Origin of the sequence: Achromobacter sp. ACM03 (genome assembly GCF_014851665.1) — a bacterium.
Lineage (GTDB): Bacteria > Pseudomonadota > Gammaproteobacteria > Burkholderiales > Burkholderiaceae_B > Achromobacter > Achromobacter aegrifaciens.
Map to the genome: position 1 here is coordinate 88,329 of NZ_JACVAD010000004.1, position 16,138 is coordinate 104,466.

The window sequence follows — 16,138 nt, forward strand, 5'->3', positions numbered from 1 at the left end:
GTTTCATGAAGCCGGTCTTCAACATCATCGCTTTTATGTTGTTGCCGGCGCGTCCGCGGCAACGCACACGCAGGCTGTCAACAACAGAGGGACAACGGCATGGCATCGGTTAACAAAGTCATACTCGTGGGCAATCTGGGACGCGACCCGGAAGTCCGCTACAGCCCCGAAGGGGCGGCAATCTGCAATATGTCCATTGCCACCACCTCCACCTGGAAAGACAAGGCTTCGGGCGAACGCCGCGAAGAAACGGAATGGCACCGCGTAGTCATGTACAACCGCCTGGCTGAAATCGCCGGCGAGTACCTGAAGAAGGGCCGCTCGGTCTACATCGAAGGCCGCCTGAAGACGCGCAAGTGGCAAGACAAGGACACCGGCGCTGACCGCTACAGCACCGAAATCGTCGCCGACCAGATGCAGATGCTGGGCGGCCGCGAAGACGGCGGCGGCGGTGGCGCAAGCTTCGGCGGCGGTGGCGGCTACGACGACGCGCCTTCGCGCCCGCAGCAGCAGCGCGCCCCGGCCCAACGCCCGGCGCCGCAGCAGCGTCCGGCTCCCGCGGCGGCTCCGGCCAGCAGCGGCGCCAATCTGGCGGATATGGACGACGATATTCCGTTCTAAGCCACAGCGCGGCATCAGACTTCAACAAGAACCCGGTAAATTCCTGATTTACCGGGTTTTTTGTTGCCCCTGGCGGTAGTGTGGGCCGACGCGTTCGAGAGGCCGACTCGCGGATGGGGCGCCATTCCGGCATAGGTGAGGCGAAGTCCTGGTGTTGCTGGAATTATTTTGTTTCACAAAACCCCCTTGCGCTATCTACCTAGTAGTAGATAAGATTCATCCATCGACGCAGCAAACCAAACACCCGCCGACGTCGAAACCAGAAATACAGTAGGACCGCTTTTTTATTTCCCTTCTTGTCTACCTATAAGTAGATAGTTTTTTTGAACCGCTACGCAATCGTTATCTGGAGATCAACCATGAAGACCCTCGTATCTGCCCTGATCCTGTCCGCTTCCTTCATTGGCGCCGCCCAAGCCGGCGAGCTGGACTATCCGCCTGCCCTGAACACCGAAAGCACGGTGACCCGCGCCCAAGTGCAGCAAGAGCTGGCCCAGGCCCGCGCCAATGGCGAACTGGTGTCTGGCGAAGAAGGCTACGCCGCCACGATCTTTGCCGCCTCTGGCGACAAGAGCCGCGCCCAGGTCCAGAAGGAACTGGCCGCCGCCCGCGCCCAAGGCCTGACCGACAGCGCCGAACTGGCTTACCCGCCCGTGCAAGGCTGAGTTTTTTTCCCTCGATATCTATCTATAAGTAGATAGCTCCATCGAAACCCTGATGCAGCACCTGATCCTTACTGGAGATCAACCATGAAGACCCTCGTATCCGCCCTGATCCTGTCCGCTTCCTTCATCGGCGCCGCCCAAGCCGGCGAACTGGACTATCCGCCTCCCCTGAACACCGAAAGCACGGTGACCCGCGCCCAGGTGCAGCAGGAACTGGCCGAAGCGCGCGCCAATGGCGAGCTGGTGTCGGGCGAAGAAGGCTACGCCGCCACGATGTTTGCCTCGGCCGGCGACAAGAGCCGCAAGCAAGTGCAGCAGGAATTGGCCGCCGCCCGCGCGCATGGCCTGACCGACAGCGGTGAGCTGGACTACCCGCCCGTGCAAGGCTGAGCTTCATGCCGGTACATGCGGATCCCGGGGGGCGGGATGATTCCCGGCCGGGGTCCGCAAGGGTTTTGGAGCAGTGGCAACGCTGCCGGAACCGATGACGAATCAACCTATTAGTAGGTAATATTCAGCCATGGACACTCCTACTTCCAACACCACTCGCGAACAGCTTCTGGCCCATGCCGAGAAGCTGATCCGCACGCGCGGATGCAACGGCTTCAGCTACCGCGACCTGGCTGAGCATGTGGGCGTAAAGACGTCCAGCATCCACTATTACTTTCCGGGCAAGGACGACTTGCTCTACGAGGCCGTCGAAGCCTACAGCGCACGCGCGCTGGCAGCCATGCGCGGGATCGACACGTCGCTGCCGGCGCAAGCGCAGCTCGACCAATATCTGTCGATGATGGAATCGCGCGCCTGCGGGTCGGGCGAGCTCTGTCTGGCCGGCATGCTGGCGGCCGAGGTCAATTCGCTGCCCGAACGCGTGCGTGGCGCATTGCAAGGATTCTTCCGCGCGCACGAAGCCTGGTTGGCACGCGTGCTGGCCGAAGGCGCGGCGCAGGGCACGATGAAGTTCTCTGGCACGCCGGAGGCGGCTGGCCGCGCGGTGTTCGCCACGGTGCAAGGTTGCATATTGGTGGCGCGCCTGTTCCAACAGCCCGCGGCATTGTGCGAGGCCATCGGCGCGCTGTACGTGGAGTGCGACGGCAAGCACGGCAGCGCCGTCTGAGCGTTCCCGCTCCACGCAGCCCATCAACCACGGCCGCCATGCGCAAGCAGGCGGCCGTTGTGTTTTGCGCGGCGGGATCAGGCCGCGAGCAGCGCCCGCGCCATGTCGACGCTGGTGCGCGCCTGGATACCCAGGTCGCGCATGCGTTGCTGGAAGGTTGCCTGTGCGTCTTCGAAGCCCGCGACGGGGCTCATGCAGTCCGTCAGCAACACCAGGCGCGACAGGTCGCGGCCGGGCAGGTGCTCGGCCAGGTGTTCGACAGTGGCCTTGACGCAATGGCTGCCGGCCTGGCCGGCGATCAGGATGAGTTCGGCGCGGTCCAGCGAATCGAGCAGGCTGCGGTTGAGCTGGCTGCGCGGATCGTCGGCATCAGGGACTTCGGCCATCAGCGCGCTGTAGTGTTCGGTCCAGGGGTTCATACCCTTGGGCACCTTGCGCACGATGAACTGGCGCTCGTCTTCCCAGCGGCTGTAGGCGGCGCGCACGTCCGCATGCACGTTGTGGCCCCAGGTGCCGATTTCGCAATGCAGCGGCCACACCATCAGCGTGTAGCGGCCGCGCGCTTCGAGTTCGTCCAGGTACGACAGGGTACGCGGCAGGTCGTCGTCGTGGCGCGGCCGGAAATCGCCCGCGCGCAGCTGCGCCGCCGTGATCTGCGTGTACGGCGCCACGGGCTGGCCGTCGCCGGTGGACCAGAAGGTCGGATGGGCGATGTCCAGGCGATGGTGCGAATCCAGCGTCACCGTGATCGAGGTAAGCGCGGGCGCGGTCGTGTCGATGAAGTGCGCGAGCCGCTGCATGTCGGCGTGGGCGCCGGCCACAGGCAGGGCGGGCGCGTGCGCGGCGCCCGTCACGGGATCCGTGGGCAGGTACGACTCGGGCAGGTCGCAGAAGTCATTCTGCGGATCGATGATCAGTAGATGATTGGAGCGCGGCATGACGACGTTCGGGACAGGCGAACTCGAAATATAGAACGGGATGGCCATGTCTTTCTAGAAAAGTACCAGATGCTCGGCGCGGTCTGGTAACTGCTTGAGCAGCTCGCGCCACTGCAGCCAGACGCTGCCCCCGGCTGAAACGGCGATCACTGCGATAACGATCCACATGTCAGGCTCCTGGAAAATTTCGCACGACCGTGCGAAATTAAAGTAAAGAATTGCCGGCACGGGCCGGCGCTGGAAATACGGCTACTCGAGGTACTTGAAACTGCGGTAGGTGGAAATCAATCGTTCATAGGCCGCCCGCACGCGCTGGGGAGCCTTGGGATCCCGCAGGAAGCGGGCATCGTGCATCAGCCCGATCATCAGGCTGTAGACCTCGAATACGAGCTGCTCGGGATCCGTGTCCGGCCTGACGTGGCCGGCTTCGAGAGCCTGGTTGACCGTGCGCAGCATGGCGCTGCGCCAGCGCCGTAGATTGCCCTCCAGCACCGAGCGCAGCGGGGATTCCACGTCGTCGTATTCGAAGGCGCCGGCCACGTAGATGCAGCCCGTCAACGTTTCGACATTGCTGGCGCGCTCGATCCAGAGCGAGACCAGGGCGTTGAGCCGGGGCAGGCCGCGGGGATGGGCCAGGGCCGGGGTGAACACGGCTTCAAGGAAGCGCCGGTCGTATTCGTCCAGCACCGCCTGCTGCAGGGCTTCCAGCGAGCCCACGCGCGAGAACACGCCGCTCTTGCTGATGCCCAGGCGCTTGGCCACCTGGCCGAGCGACAGGCTCTCCATGCCTTGCGCCGCGGCCATGTCCAGGGCCGCGTCCACAATGGCCGCGAAGGTCAGCTCGCTTTTCTCGGTTTTGGCAGTCATGCGGCAAATTTAGCACGACCGTGCGAAATTGACCTGGATTTTTTCAGGGTCGCGCCCCGAAAAAAACCGGACAGCCAGGCTGTCCGGTCTTGTTGCGGCAAAAGCGCGCCGGGATCAGGCCTGGTTGGCCTTGAACTCCAGGCGGTACTTGTGCAGCAGCGGCTCGGTGTAGCCGTTGGGCTGGGTCAGGCCTTCGAACACCAGCGCGCAGGCAGCCTTGAATGCCAGCGAGGTGTCGAAGTTGCCGGCCATCGGGCGGTAGAGCGTATCGCCCGCGTTTTGGCCGTCGACCACCTTGGCCATGCGCTTGAAGGTTTCCATGACCTGCTCGCGGTTGGTCACGCCGTGGCGCAGCCAGTTGGCGATGTGCTGGCTGGAGATGCGCAGCGTGGCGCGGTCTTCCATCAGGCCGACGTTGTGGATGTCCGGCACCTTGGAGCAGCCCACGCCCTGGTCGATCCAGCGCACCACGTAGCCCAGGATGCCCTGCACGTTGTTGTCGAGCTCCTGCTGGATGTCCTGCGCGGACCACTTGGACGGATCGCCGACCGGCACCGTCAGCAGGCCGCCCAGCAGGTCATCGCGCACGCTGTCGAGCTTGGTACGTTCCAGCTCCTGCTGCACCGCCTGCACGTCGATCTGGTGGTAGTGCAACGCGTGCAGCGTGGCTGCGGTGGGCGAAGGCACCCAGGCGGTGTTGGCGCCGGCCTTGGGATGGGCGATCTTCTGTTCCAGCATGGCGGCCATCAGGTCCGGCATGGCCCACATGCCCTTGCCGATCTGGGCGCGGCCGCGCAGGCCGGCATCCAGGCCGACCAGCACGTTGTTGCGCTCGTAGGCGGTGATCCAGGCGGTGGACTTCATGTCGCCCTTGCGCAGCATCGGGCCGGCTTCCATGCTGGAGTGCATTTCGTCGCCGGTGCGGTCCAGGAAGCCGGTGTTGATGAAGGCCACGCGCGCGGCGGCGGCCTCGATGCACGCCTTGAGGTTAATGCTGGTGCGGCGCTCTTCGTCCATGATGCCCATTTTCAGGGTGTTGCGCGGCAGCTTGAGCAGGTCTTCGACGCGGTCGAACAGTTCGCTGGCGAAGGCGGCTTCGACGGGGCCGTGCATCTTCGGCTTCACGATGTAGACGGAACCGGTGCGCGAATTCAGCTTGTGCTTGCGGTCCTGCAGCGCGGCCAGGCTGGTGACCACGGCGTCCAGGATGCCTTCGGGGATTTCGCGGCCCTCGCGGTCCAGGATGGCCGGGTTGGTCATCAGGTGGCCGACGTTGCGCACGAACATGAGCGAACGGCCATGCAGGGTCAGCGGCGAACCGTCGGGACGCGTGTAGTCGCGGTCGGCGTTGAGCTTGCGGGTGAAGGTCTTGCCGCCCTTGGTGACCTCTTCGGTCAGGTCGCCCTTCATCAGGCCGAGCCAGTTGCGGTAGATATGGACCTTGTCCTCGGCATCCACGGCGGCGACGGAATCCTCGCAGTCCATGATGGTGGTGAGCGCGGCTTCCACCAGCACGTCCTTGACGCCTGCGGCGTCGGTGGCGCCGATGCTGTGGCTGCGGTCGATCTGGATTTCGAAGTGCAGGCCGTTGTTCTTGAGCAGGATGGCCGTAGGCGCGGAGGCCTCGCCCTGGTAGCCGGCCAATTGCGCGGGATTCTTCAGGCCGGTCGAGCCGTTGGCCAGCGCCACGCGCAGTTGACCGCTTTCCACGGTGTAGCCGCGGGCGTCGGCATGCGAGCCCTGGGCCAGCGGGGCGGCGGTGTCCAGGAAGGCGCGGGCGCGGGCGATGACGGCGGCGCCGCGTTCCGGGTTGTAGCCGCGGCCCGTGTCGCCGGGCGTGGCGGGGATGGCGTCGGTGCCGTAGAGCGCGTCGTACAGGCTGCCCCAGCGCGCGTTGGCGGCGTTCAGCGCGTAGCGCGAGTTGGACATGGGCACGACCAGCTGCGGGCCGGCCTGCTGCGAAATCTCGGTGTCGACGTTGTCGGTGGTGGCGCGCACACTGGCCGGCTGCGGCAGCAGGTAGCCGATGCCTTCCAGGAATTTGCGGTAGGCGGCCGGATCGGCGATGGGGCCGGGGTGGGCGCGGTGCCATGCGTCGAGCTCGGCCTGCAGGCGGTCGCGTTCGGCCAGCAACGCGCGGTTCTTCGGAGCCAGGTCGTCCACCAGGGCCGCGAAGCCTTGCCAGAAGCCTTCGGCATCCAGGCCGGTGCCGGGCAGGGCTTCCTGTTCGATGAATTGATTGAGATTGGCCGCCACTTGCAGGCCGTGATGCTGGATGCGTTGAGTCATGCGGTTCTCTAGCGGTAAGGGACTGGCCGACGCCGCGCGCCGGGCGTATCTGGTCTCGACATCATCGTTCGCGCCTGCCGCAATGTCCATATCAAAACCCACTGGTCATACCAGTTTGTGCACTGCCGTATGGGCAAAGCCGTAATTTTTATGGTTTTATATCAGCTACTTACGGGGGTGTTATGCAAGAGGTCCGATCGGGGATGCACTTGGTCATACCACTGGTGCGGAGAGTGCATGTACGCGGAAACTGAAGAAAAGCCTCGCCAGGTGGCGGACGAGGTCGCCGAACGGATCGAACGCCTGATCCTGGACGGCGTGCTGAAGGCCGGCCAGGCGCTGCCTTCCGAACGGCGTCTGACCGAGAAGCTGGGCGTGTCGCGCACGGCCCTACGCGAAGGGCTCAAGCTCTTGCGCGCGCGCGAGATCATCCACACCGCGCAAGGCAAGGGTTCGTATGTGGCGCACATATCCAAGGTGGATGCCGGTCCGCTGATGCACCTGTTCAATTCGCAGCCGCGCACGCTCTACGACCTGCTGGAAGTGCGTTCGCTGCTGGAAGCCGAGTCTGCCCGGCTGGCGGCCATACGTGGCACCGAGGCGGATTTCATCATGATCCGCCGCCGTTATGACGAAATGGTGGCGGCGCAGGGCACGGCCACCGACACGGCGACGCACGCGCATCTGGACCATGCCTTTCACCTGGCCATCTGCGAGGCTTCGCACAATCCGGTGCTGGTGCACACGCTGCAATCGCTGACGGACTTGCTGCTGGGCTCGGTCTTCGCCTGCGTCAACAACCTGTACCACCGCCAACCCGAGAAACGCCAGATCGACCGGCAGCACACGCGGCTGTTCAACGCCGTGACGGCGCGCCAGCCGGAGCAGGCGCGCAAGGCGGCCGCGGACCACGTGGACAGCGTGCGCCAGAGCCTGGCCGATATCGAGCAGGAAGAGCAGCGCCTGGTGCGCGCGACGCTGCGGCTGGAAGGCTGGAGCTAGCGTCCTGCGCTCTCGCGGGGCAGGACGCATGAGGGCGCGTCGTGGTTCAGCGGTCGGCCATGGCGCCGCTGCCCACCAGCGCCAGTGGCTTGCCCGCGTACACGCGGCCAAAGCGGTTGTTGATGAACGCGTCCAGATCGATGGCTTCCTGCCCGACGAACCCGCGTTGCGGCAATGCGCCCTGCGCCACCAGATCCAGCGCGGCGCAGATGCCGGCGGCGGTGGACAGCTGGATCGCGCTCAGGCGATGGCCGTCGACGTCCGCGCCGAAGATGCGGATGGGATAGGACTCCTCTTCCAGCCGGCCATGGCGGCGGCCCGATGCCGAAGCCTGGATCACGATCACGTCCTGTTCGGTCGTGGGAATGGCGGCTTCGAAAATTTCCTTGAGCAGGTCGCGGCGGTCCCGCAAGCGCAAGTCGTTGAGCAGCAATTTCATGATGCTGCAGTGGCCCGGGTAGCGCACCGATTTGTAGTCCACGTTGCGGGCGCGACCGCGCAAGGTGGCGGGCAGGGTGCCCAGTCCGCCGGACGTGTTGAAGGCTTCGTACTCCACGCCGTCCAGCGCGAAGGTCTCGTAGCCTTCCAGCGCGGGCACGCTGGTCAGTTGGCCGTCGACGATGGCCTCGCAGGGATTGCAGTACTCGTTGATCAGTCCCTCGGTGCTCCAGGTCAGGTTGTAGCGCAGGCTGTTGGAGGGATAGCGCGGCAGGGCGCCCACGCGCATGCGCAGATCCAGCAGGGTATCGAAGCGGCGCGCCAGCGCGTTGCCGACCACGCCGATGAAACCCGGGGCCAGGCCGCATTGCGGCATCAGCACGCTGCGGGCGTCTTCCGCCAGCGCCTGGATGGCGTGCGTGCTGGCCACGTCTTCGGTCAGGTCGAAGTAGTGCACCCCCGCCTTGGCGCACAGGCCGGCCACCGCGGCGGCGCGGTGAAAGGGCAGCGCGTTGATGACCGCGTAACGCCCCTCGATGCATTGCGCCACGGAGTCGTCGCCGGAAATCTGACGGGTTTCACAACCCAGTTCGGCCACGATGCGCAGCCGTTCGGGATCCTGGTCGGCTACCAGTACCGAATAGCCGCCGCTGCGTTCCAGCATCAGGGCAATGGCGAAACCGATTTTTCCGGCGCCCAGAAGTACGACGGGCCGGGGAGAGGCGGTGGTCATGGTGCGGCTCCTGCATGGATGGGGGAGAGGGTGAGCTCATCCTATGCGCGGTCGCTGTCGATGTGTAGAGACTAAATAGTCGAATCGGCCATAGGTAACGTCAATTCGACTTAATTAAATATCGAAACGTCAAAAACAAAGCCCTCCGGTTTGGGGCCGGAGGGCTTTGGGGCGCTGCCTGGCCGGGGAGGCCAGGGGGGGATCAGCTGCCCAGGGGCGGGTAGTCCAGGTTGCCGAAGGTGACCAGGCCTTCCGACTTGGCCTGGGCCAGTTCGGTGCGGACTTCGGCGCGGGTCAGCGAGGTGGCTTGTTCAGCCGCGGCGACGGGCGGGTAGTCCAGGTTGCCGAAGGTCACTTCACCGGCGTTCTTGGCTTGTTGCAGTTCAGCTTGCACTTGCTGCGAGGTCAGGGTCGACTTCGGGGCGATGGCGGCGGGGTAGCCTTCTTCGCCGAAGGTGTATTGGCCCGAGGCCTTGGCTTGTTGCAGTTCGGCTTGGACCTGAGCGCGGGTCGGGCCCTGATCAGCCTCGGCGGCTTGGGCGCCGGCAGCCAGAACGGACATGGACAGCATCAAAGCGGTAGCAAGGGTTTTCATAGCAGACCTCCAATGTCTTGAGCTTGGGAGCCGAACCGCTGGCCTGATTGCCTGGGGTTCGCTTGCTGTGTCCCGATGAGATGCATTCTGGGCGCAAATCATCTCCGGATAAACCCTGATTCTCTGAAAACATCTTTCCAAAAAGAAGACTAATAGGTTTCCATTTCACCAAATGGCACCATGGGTGGTGGAATTTCCATTTGATGACACCATAGGAGGTAGTCCACCCGGTAGGGCGGAGGTCTGGCGGCGGGGGGAGTGGGGGGCGCAGCCCCGGAAAAGCCCGGGACCGGCAAGGAGGAGGGAATCAGCGGTTCAGTTCGACCAGCGCGGCGTTGTATTCCGCCTGGGCTTCGTCCAGTTTGCGCTGGGCTTTGTCGATCTTGTCCTGCTTGCCCTTGGCGCGGGCCTGCTTGAGCTCGCTTTCGCGCTCGGCGACCTTGTTCTGCTTCTCGCGCACGTCGGCTTCGCGCTGGGATTGCAGGCGGCTGTCGGTGCAATTCGCTTTGGCTTCGGCCAGGGCCTTGCGCAGGCCGGCTTCGCGGCGGGTATTGTTCTGCGCCTTGGCAGCGGCGATGTCGTTTTCGATTTCGCAGAACTTGGCGGCGCAGCCGCGCTGGGCCGAGCAATCGCTGGCGGCCTGGGCCGGAATGGCCACGAAGGCGGCGGCTGCGGCGGCCGTCAAGGCCAGGGATTTGAGCAATGAGGGCATGCGTGGTCTCCGTAATGCGTTGCGGAGGTTCCATCATGGGCCTTGCGCGCGATGCTCGCAATGCGCGGCATCAACGCAGCCTCAGCGCGGCGCGGACCCCGCCGATCGACCGGGTTCGTTGCCGCGCCGGCAGGACGTCAGCGGATCAGCGTGCCGGCCAGTGCGGCGGCGACCAGCAGCGCGCCCAGCCAGAGGTTGGCGCGGAACAGCATGAAGTTGCGGTCGGGGCGCTGGATGTCGAAGACCTTCAACTGCCACGCCAGGTGCACGGCCACCGCCACCATGCCGACCTGATAGGCCCACGACAGGCCGATGGCGTAGCCGCCCCAGGCCCACAGCACGATGGTGGCCAGATAGAAGCCGCCGATCCAGAGCTTGCCCTGGTCGCCAAAGCGCATGGCGGTGGAATGCAGGCCCAGGCTGCGGTCGTCGCGCACGTCCACGTAGGCGTAGATGCTGTCGTAGCCCACCTGCCACAGCACGGCGCCCGCCCACATGGCGATGGCGGCCAGCGGCACGTGGTTCTGCGTGTCCGACCAGGCCATCAGCATGCCCCAGTTGAAGCAGATGCCCAGCACCACTTGCGGCCAGTAGGTGACACGCTTGCACAGCGGGTAGATGAAGACGAAAGGCAGCACTGCCACGGCCAGCCAGCGGCTCATTTCGTTCAGGAAGAACAGCAGCGACCCGCAGACCAGCAATTGCCCGAGCAGGAACCAGACCGCGTTCTTCATCGTCAGCTGGCCGCTGGTCAGAGGGCGGAAACGCGTGCGCTCGACGTGCTTGTCGAAGTTGCGGTCGCACATGTCGTTGACGGTGCAGCCGATGCCGCGCATCAGCAGGGCGCCCAGCGAAAACACGATCAGCCGCTGCAGGTCCGGCAGGCCGCCCGCGGCCTGGATCAGCGCCGCAATGGCCGGCAGCAGGGTCAGCCAGGTGCCGATCGGGCGGTCCAGGCGGCACAGGCGGGCATAGGGCCGCCAGGACTTGGGCAGCCAGCGTTCGACCCAGTCGGTGAAAACGATGTCGCTGAGGTCGACGGGAGATTGTTGGGGGGCGCTCACTGTCACGGCGAAACGGAATGGGAAAACCAAGAGCATAAAACAACGGCGGCCGGACATCGCGCCCGGCCGCCGTTCATGTCCTACCCCCCCCCTTCGAGGCACCCGCGTCATATCGTCACTGTCGTGGCGAAAGCGGGGCCGCACGGATCCGGGCTCCGCCGGTCCGTAGCGGCGCCCCCCTGGGGGGGAAGCGCCACAGGCGCTTCGGGGGGGGACCTACTACACCTCGGCTTTTAGCAGCTTGCCGAGGATGGCGATGCCGCGGCGGATCTTGTCTTCCGGCACGGTGGCAAAGCTCAGGCGCAGCGTGTTGGTCTTGCCGGCGCCGCAATAGAACGGCGCGCCGGGCACGAACGCCACGTTCTGCGCGATGGCCTTTTCCAGCAGCTTGGTGCTGTCGATGTGCTCGGGCAACGTCAGCCAGATGAACATGCCGCCTTCCGGCTTGGTCCAGGTGACGGTGTCCGGGAATTCCTGCTTGATGGCATCCAGCATGCAGCTGCCCTGGGCGCGGTAGATCTCGCGGACGTTGGGCAGGTGCTCTTCCAGGAAGCCTTCCTTGACGATCTCGTACACGGCCATCTGCGTCAGCGTGGGCGTGTGCAGGTCGGTGGCCTGCTTGGCTTGCACCAGCTTGTTGATGAGCGGGCGCGCGGCAGCGATGTAGCCCAGGCGCAGGCCGGGAGCCAGCACCTTGGAGAACGTGCCCAGGCGCACGACGTTGGCGCCGTACTCGGCGGCCAGCGCGATCAGGCCCGGCTGCGGTTCGCCTGCGTAGCGCAGTTCGCCGTAGGGATCGTCCTCGACGATGGTCAGGTTCAGTTCCGCGGCGCGCTTGACCAGCGCGATGCGGCGTTCCAGGCTCAGCGTGCGGCCGGTGGGGTTCTGGAAGTTGGGCAGGGCGTACAGGAAGCGGGCGCCTTCGGCCAGTTCAGGCGTGATGGCTTCGGGGATCAGGCCGCCTTCGTCGGTGGGCACCGGCACGAAGTTGGGCTGGTACAGGCTGAACGATTGCAGCGCGCCCAGGTAGCTGGGGTCTTCGACCAGCACCTTGCTGTCCTTGTCGATCAGCACCTTGCCCAGCAGGTCCAGCGCTTGCTGCGAACCCGACACGATCAGGATCTGGTCGGCGGCAACGCTGGCGCCGGCCTTGTTCAGGTCGTCAGCAACCCATTGGCGCAGCGGCGCAAAACCTTCGGTGGGGCCGTACTGCAGCGCGGCGCGACCGTTGGTGGACAGTACCTTGTCGAATGCCGCGCGAACTACCTCTACCGGGAAGCCGCCGGGCGCCGGCAGGCCGCCAGCGAACGAGATGACTTCGGGGCGCTCGGTTACCTTGAGGATTTCGCGGATGGCGGAGCTGGTGAGTTGCTGGGCGCGTTCCGAAAAGGAAAACGCAGGTTCGAGAGGCTTGTCCATGGAGTGCTTCTTGATCAAGAAGGGTAGGAAAATACGGGCGGTTGATCCCTTGGGGTGGCCCGGCGGAAAAAACATTCGGCAAAAAACTATTGTCCCACACGGCAGCGGCCCGGCCCCCTTAATGGCGCCAAGCCCTAAAATCACCTGCATCGATAACCGCCTGTACAGTTACATTTCCCATGTTCGAAGCCGCTCCCATCGTCGCCGATTCCAAGGCCGCCCTGTATGCCGGACTGGTCGCCCAGGCCCGCGCCCTGCTCGAAGGCGAGCATGACCGCATCGCCAATGCCGCCAACCTGAGCGCGCTGGCCTATCAGGCCCTGCCTGACCTGAACTGGGCGGGCTTCTATTTCTACGACGGCACGGAACTGGTGCTGGGCCCCTTCCAGGGCAAGCCGGCCTGCGTGCGCATCCCGCTGAACCGCGGCGTGTGCGGCGCGGCCGCCAGCCAGCGCCAGACCCAACTGGTGCCCGACGTGCATGCTTTTCCCGGCCACATCGCCTGCGATGCGGCCTCGCGTTCCGAGATCGTGGTGCCGCTGGTGCACCAGGGCCAGTTGATCGGCGTGTGGGACGTGGACAGCCCCGTGCCCGACCGCTTTGACGAAGACGACCGCCAGGGCATGGAAGCCCTGTGCGCGGTGTTCCTGGCCAGCCTGGGCTGAGGCGCGGCGTTGACAGCGTTGCGGGCTCCCGGTAGATTCCCGCATCTGCGCTTGCAGACCACTGCATTCAATCCATACATGATTCATCAGGCCAACCAATCCGCTTTCCCGTTCCGCGCCCAGGGCGTGGTGCTGGTTTGCGCCGGCCTGAAATCCAAAAAACAGCCGCTCATCTGACCGGAGCATGCTGTTCCGTCAGATGGGCGACGGAACAGCGGCCTCCTGGCGGCGCTTGGCGCCGTCCGCGCATCCTCTAGTATCCCGAGCACTTCTGTACGGTCCCCAACCACGGTCCGCTTACACCGAAGGAGTGTTCTCATGCAATCTCATCATCAATCTCCGATCCAGGGCGTCTGGGTGCCGCTGGTCACGCCGTTTGCCGGCGGCGCCGTGGATGGCGGGGCCTTGCGCCGGCTGGTGCGCCACTATGCCGCCGCGGGCGTGGACGGGCTGGTCGTGTGCGGCAGCACCGGCGAGGCCGCGTCGCTGGATGACGCCGAGCAACTGGCGGTGCTGGACGCCGTGCTGACCGAAGCGGGCCGGCTGCCCGTCATCATGGGCCTGGCGGGCAACCACCATGGACACGTGATGCAGCGCCTGGCCGCCTTCGGCACGCGTCCGCTGGCCGGCATCCTGGCGCCCGCGCCATATTACGTGCGGCCCGGCCAGGAAGGCGCCGCCGCCTATTTCCGCTGCCTGGCCGATGCCTCGCGCTTCCCCCTGGTGCTCTACGACATTCCCTACCGCACCGGCACGACGCTGGACACAGCGACCCTGCTGGCGCTGGCCGCGCACCCGAACATCGCGGCGATCAAGGACTGCGGCGGTTCGCTGGAAAAGACCATCGCGCTGATCGCCGACGGCAACATGCACGTGCTGGCAGGTGAGGACCTGCAGGCGCTGTCCGTGATGAGCCTGGGGGGTTCGGGCATGATCGCGGCCGCCGCGCATATCCGCCCCGATCTGTTCGTGGCCATGCATCAGGCGGTGAAGGCGCAGCAGCTGGACTTGGCCAGGAAGCTGTTCCACGCGCTGGTCCCCATCATCCAGCTGACGTTCGCCGAGCCCAATCCCGGCCCCCTGAAGGCGCAGCTGGGACGGCAGGGCCTGCTGAGCGAGGAGCTGCGCATGCCCATGCCGTCCGCCAGCGCGGGCTTGGCCGCGCGCATGGACGCCGCCGTGGCGGGGCTGAACCGGCAATATCCCTGCCAGTAGCCCGAACTTGGTGAGCAGTCCGCCAGCTTTGTGGCCTTCGGATTCATTTTGTAATAAATGTCCTACCGGGAAGCTGACGGATTGCTTATCATGCGCCCATTCTTCGGGTGAAACAGAACGTTCATGGCCCAAGCTTTTGTAGCCTTGTCCGCCTGGCAAGTCATGCTGGCGGGCCTGCTTTTCTTCGGCGGCATCTATCTGGTCTTCGGTGCGGCCACCTGGCTGCTGACGCACCACATCCTGCCGGCGCTGGGCATCGGACGCCCGCTGGATCCGCGTCCGCTGGCGCCGGGGCAACTGCGGCGCGAGTTCGCGCAATCCGGCCTGTCCATCCTGCTGTTCGGCACCGGAATGATTTTTCCGTGGGGCCTGTTGCAGCTGGGCTGGGCGCACCTGGATCCGGATGCCAGCTGGCAAAAGATCACTGTCGAAATCCTGGTGCTGGTGGCCTGGAACGACGTGCATTTCTGGATCAACCACCGCCTGCTGCACACCAAGCTGCTGCGCCGCTTCCACTTGCCGCATCACCGTTCGGTCGTGACCACGCCGTTCTCGACCTATAGCTTTCATCCCATCGAGGCGCTGATGCTGGGCAACGTGATCATGCTGCCCATGGTGCTGCATGACTTCAGCTTCTGGTCGCTGGCGTCGGTGCCGCTGTTCAGCCTGTTCTTCAACTGCATCGGCCACGCCAACTACGACTTCTTCCCCAATGTGTCCTACGCGCATTGGTTCGCCGCCAGCCGCCGCCATCATCTGCACCACGCCTGCTACAACGGCAATTACGGCTTCCAGTTCACCTTCATGGACCGCCTGTTCCGCACCCGCCTGAAGGCCGAGGCGGCGCAGTCCCAGCTGAATGCTTTCCGGCAACGAGAATCGCTTGGCGGGCGCGCTTAAGCGGCAGCGCCGGCTGCCGTCGCTGCGCAACCGGCGCGACTGGCAAAGCCTGGCCTATCTGGGCGCATTGCCCGCGCTGGCGGCCTGGCAATGGGTGCACGGGTTCTGGTGGCCGCTGTACGGCCTGATGCTGTTCCTGACCCTGGGCGTGGGCGTCATCCATCACAACCACACGCATATCCGCATGTGGCGGGGACGCTGGACCAACCGCGCCACCGATTTCTGGATCACGCTGCTGCAGGGCCATCCGACCTTCGTGTTCTACCCGGCGCACGTGGCCAATCACCACCGCTACAAGCACGGCGCGCGCGACGTGGCGCGCACCTACCGCTTCGGCGGCGACACCAACCATCTGTGGGGCTACCTGATCCATCCCTTGCAGGCCGGCTGGGTGCTGTACCCGCTGTTCTTCGCCTGGCTGGGCCGCCTGCGCCGCCACTGGCCGGGCGCCTGGCGCTATTGCATGGCGCAGTACGGCGTGTGGCTGGGCCTGTGGGGCGGACTGCTGGCCGCGAATCCCATGAAAGCGCTGGTGTTCGTCATCGTGCCGCAGCTGCACGGCCTGCACTGGCTGCTGGCCACCAACTATCTGCAGCATGCCCATGCCGACGGCGGCCCCCGGGCCGTCGCGGGCCTGAACTATGCGCGCAATTTCGAAGGGCTGGTCAATCCGCTGCTCTTCAACATCGGCCTGCATACCGCGCACCACGAGCACCCGCGGGCGCACTGGTCCGAACTGGAGCGCCTGCATCGCGAGCAATACCGCAGCCGCGTGAATCCGGCGTTGAACGAGCCCGGCCTCACGCCCTACATGTTCCGGGTGTTCGTGCTGGGCGCCTTCCTGCCGCGCTTTCGCAGCCGTTCATGCATGGCGCCCGAGCACATCCGCTAGCGCCAC

At 65.1% G+C, this 16,138-nt stretch carries 17 protein-coding genes; 9 read left to right on the forward strand and 8 right to left on the reverse strand.

All coding sequences use genetic code 11. The features are described 5' to 3' along the window. The first annotated feature begins 99 nt into the window (after positions 1-99). The 4 genes from ssb to IB257_RS19710 all read left to right on the forward strand — a co-directional run bounded on the left by ssb (position 100) and on the right by IB257_RS19710 (position 2,403). Positions 100-621 carry a single-stranded DNA-binding protein gene (gene ssb / locus IB257_RS19695; protein ID WP_119449719.1) on the forward strand — a complete coding sequence of 174 codons (522 nt, stop codon included), beginning with the start codon at positions 100-102 and terminating at the stop codon, positions 619-621. A 359-nt stretch (positions 622-980) separates the two neighbouring features. Further along, positions 981-1,286, forward strand: coding sequence for a DUF4148 domain-containing protein (locus IB257_RS19700; protein WP_042795957.1), 306 nt, complete (start codon positions 981-983; stop codon positions 1,284-1,286). An 84-nt stretch (positions 1,287-1,370) separates the two neighbouring features. After that, positions 1,371-1,676: a DUF4148 domain-containing protein gene (locus tag IB257_RS19705; protein WP_054457161.1), complete on the forward strand. Its 306-nt coding sequence runs from the start codon at positions 1,371-1,373 to the stop codon at positions 1,674-1,676. A 130-nt stretch (positions 1,677-1,806) separates the two neighbouring features. Further along, the gene (locus IB257_RS19710) at positions 1,807-2,403 is read left to right on the forward strand and encodes a TetR/AcrR family transcriptional regulator (RefSeq protein WP_192492701.1); all 597 of its coding nucleotides are present in this window, start codon (positions 1,807-1,809) and stop codon (positions 2,401-2,403) included. A 77-nt stretch (positions 2,404-2,480) separates the two neighbouring features. On the opposite strand, the gene IB257_RS19715 is transcribed toward IB257_RS19710, so the two are convergent. The 3 genes from IB257_RS19715 to IB257_RS19725 all read right to left on the reverse strand — a co-directional run bounded on the left by IB257_RS19715 (position 2,481) and on the right by IB257_RS19725 (position 6,497). Continuing rightward, positions 2,481-3,341: a hypothetical protein gene (locus IB257_RS19715; RefSeq protein WP_054457305.1), complete on the reverse strand. Its 861-nt coding sequence runs from the start codon at positions 3,339-3,341 to the stop codon at positions 2,481-2,483. 249 nt (positions 3,342-3,590) lie between these two features. Next, positions 3,591-4,208 (reverse strand): TetR/AcrR family transcriptional regulator, encoded by a 618-nt coding sequence (locus IB257_RS19720; RefSeq protein ID WP_175181581.1) that lies wholly within the window; start codon positions 4,206-4,208, stop codon positions 3,591-3,593. Positions 4,209-4,322: 114 nt separating this feature from the next. Beyond that, on the reverse strand, positions 4,323-6,497 hold the full coding sequence (locus tag IB257_RS19725) for a malate synthase G (RefSeq protein ID WP_119449716.1): 2,175 nt from the start codon (positions 6,495-6,497) through the stop codon (positions 4,323-4,325). A 237-nt stretch (positions 6,498-6,734) separates the two neighbouring features. Between IB257_RS19725 and glcC the strand changes: the two genes are divergently transcribed. Then, positions 6,735-7,499, forward strand: coding sequence for a transcriptional regulator GlcC (gene glcC / locus IB257_RS19730; RefSeq protein WP_013396917.1), 765 nt, complete (start codon positions 6,735-6,737; stop codon positions 7,497-7,499). A gap of 46 nt (positions 7,500-7,545) precedes the next feature. Here glcC and IB257_RS19735 read toward each other — a convergent pair whose 3' ends face one another. The 5 genes from IB257_RS19735 to IB257_RS19755 all read right to left on the reverse strand — a co-directional run bounded on the left by IB257_RS19735 (position 7,546) and on the right by IB257_RS19755 (position 12,460). Next, positions 7,546-8,670 carry a saccharopine dehydrogenase family protein gene (locus IB257_RS19735; RefSeq protein WP_192354814.1) on the reverse strand — a complete coding sequence of 375 codons (1,125 nt, stop codon included), beginning with the start codon at positions 8,668-8,670 and terminating at the stop codon, positions 7,546-7,548. Positions 8,671-8,872: 202 nt separating this feature from the next. Next, on the reverse strand, positions 8,873-9,265 hold the full coding sequence (locus tag IB257_RS19740) for a DUF4148 domain-containing protein (RefSeq protein WP_082401215.1): 393 nt from the start codon (positions 9,263-9,265) through the stop codon (positions 8,873-8,875). A 307-nt stretch (positions 9,266-9,572) separates the two neighbouring features. Further along, the gene (locus tag IB257_RS19745; protein WP_054457151.1) at positions 9,573-9,977 is read right to left on the reverse strand and encodes a DUF1090 domain-containing protein; all 405 of its coding nucleotides are present in this window, start codon (positions 9,975-9,977) and stop codon (positions 9,573-9,575) included. 137 nt (positions 9,978-10,114) lie between these two features. Further along, entirely contained in the window at positions 10,115-11,041 is a 927-nt protein-coding gene (gene ubiA / locus IB257_RS19750; RefSeq protein ID WP_054457303.1) for a 4-hydroxybenzoate octaprenyltransferase, read from the reverse strand. Positions 11,042-11,260: 219 nt separating this feature from the next. Then, positions 11,261-12,460, reverse strand: coding sequence for a PLP-dependent aminotransferase family protein (locus IB257_RS19755; RefSeq protein ID WP_119451792.1), 1,200 nt, complete (start codon positions 12,458-12,460; stop codon positions 11,261-11,263). Between the two features lie 179 nt (positions 12,461-12,639). Here IB257_RS19755 and IB257_RS19760 point away from each other — a divergent pair, with 179 nt between their 5' ends. The 4 genes from IB257_RS19760 (at position 12,640) to IB257_RS19775 (ending at position 16,132) form a co-directional block, all read left to right on the forward strand. Then, entirely contained in the window at positions 12,640-13,125 is a 486-nt protein-coding gene (locus IB257_RS19760) for a GAF domain-containing protein (protein ID WP_119451789.1), read from the forward strand. A gap of 318 nt (positions 13,126-13,443) precedes the next feature. Next, positions 13,444-14,340: a 4-hydroxy-tetrahydrodipicolinate synthase gene (dapA, locus tag IB257_RS19765; RefSeq protein WP_054457147.1), complete on the forward strand. Its 897-nt coding sequence runs from the start codon at positions 13,444-13,446 to the stop codon at positions 14,338-14,340. A gap of 123 nt (positions 14,341-14,463) precedes the next feature. Then, complete coding sequence (locus IB257_RS19770) at positions 14,464-15,240, forward strand: sterol desaturase family protein (RefSeq protein ID WP_054457145.1); 777 nt, start codon at positions 14,464-14,466, stop codon at positions 15,238-15,240. Continuing rightward, a complete protein-coding gene (locus IB257_RS19775; protein ID WP_225589044.1) occupies positions 15,200-16,132 on the forward strand; it encodes a fatty acid desaturase in 933 nt (310 codons plus the stop codon). Before IB257_RS19770 ends, IB257_RS19775 begins: the two co-directional genes overlap by 41 nt. The last annotated feature ends 6 nt before the right edge of the window (positions 16,133-16,138 follow it).

What these genes read in the sequence shown, in the direction of transcription:
- ssb (WP_119449719.1), top strand. Translation starts at nt 100, where the DNA reads ATGGCATCGGTTAACAAAGTCATACTCGTGGGCAATCTGGGACGCGAC.
- IB257_RS19700 (WP_042795957.1), top strand. Translation starts at nt 981, where the DNA reads ATGAAGACCCTCGTATCTGCCCTGATCCTGTCCGCTTCCTTCATTGGC.
- IB257_RS19705 (WP_054457161.1), top strand. Translation starts at nt 1,371, where the DNA reads ATGAAGACCCTCGTATCCGCCCTGATCCTGTCCGCTTCCTTCATCGGC.
- IB257_RS19710 (WP_192492701.1), top strand. Translation starts at nt 1,807, where the DNA reads ATGGACACTCCTACTTCCAACACCACTCGCGAACAGCTTCTGGCCCAT.
- IB257_RS19715 (WP_054457305.1), bottom strand. Translation starts at nt 3,341, where the DNA reads ATGCCGCGCTCCAATCATCTACTGATCATCGATCCGCAGAATGACTTC.
- IB257_RS19720 (WP_175181581.1), bottom strand. Translation starts at nt 4,208, where the DNA reads ATGACTGCCAAAACCGAGAAAAGCGAGCTGACCTTCGCGGCCATTGTG.
- IB257_RS19725 (WP_119449716.1), bottom strand. Translation starts at nt 6,497, where the DNA reads ATGACTCAACGCATCCAGCATCACGGCCTGCAAGTGGCGGCCAATCTC.
- glcC (WP_013396917.1), top strand. Translation starts at nt 6,735, where the DNA reads ATGTACGCGGAAACTGAAGAAAAGCCTCGCCAGGTGGCGGACGAGGTC.
- IB257_RS19735 (WP_192354814.1), bottom strand. Translation starts at nt 8,670, where the DNA reads ATGACCACCGCCTCTCCCCGGCCCGTCGTACTTCTGGGCGCCGGAAAA.
- IB257_RS19740 (WP_082401215.1), bottom strand. Translation starts at nt 9,265, where the DNA reads ATGAAAACCCTTGCTACCGCTTTGATGCTGTCCATGTCCGTTCTGGCT.
- IB257_RS19745 (WP_054457151.1), bottom strand. Translation starts at nt 9,977, where the DNA reads ATGCCCTCATTGCTCAAATCCCTGGCCTTGACGGCCGCCGCAGCCGCC.
- IB257_RS19755 (WP_119451792.1), bottom strand. Translation starts at nt 12,460, where the DNA reads ATGGACAAGCCTCTCGAACCTGCGTTTTCCTTTTCGGAACGCGCCCAG.
- IB257_RS19760 (WP_119451789.1), top strand. Translation starts at nt 12,640, where the DNA reads ATGTTCGAAGCCGCTCCCATCGTCGCCGATTCCAAGGCCGCCCTGTAT.
- dapA (WP_054457147.1), top strand. Translation starts at nt 13,444, where the DNA reads ATGCAATCTCATCATCAATCTCCGATCCAGGGCGTCTGGGTGCCGCTG.
- IB257_RS19770 (WP_054457145.1), top strand. Translation starts at nt 14,464, where the DNA reads ATGGCCCAAGCTTTTGTAGCCTTGTCCGCCTGGCAAGTCATGCTGGCG.
- IB257_RS19775 (WP_225589044.1), top strand. Translation starts at nt 15,200, where the DNA reads ATGCTTTCCGGCAACGAGAATCGCTTGGCGGGCGCGCTTAAGCGGCAG.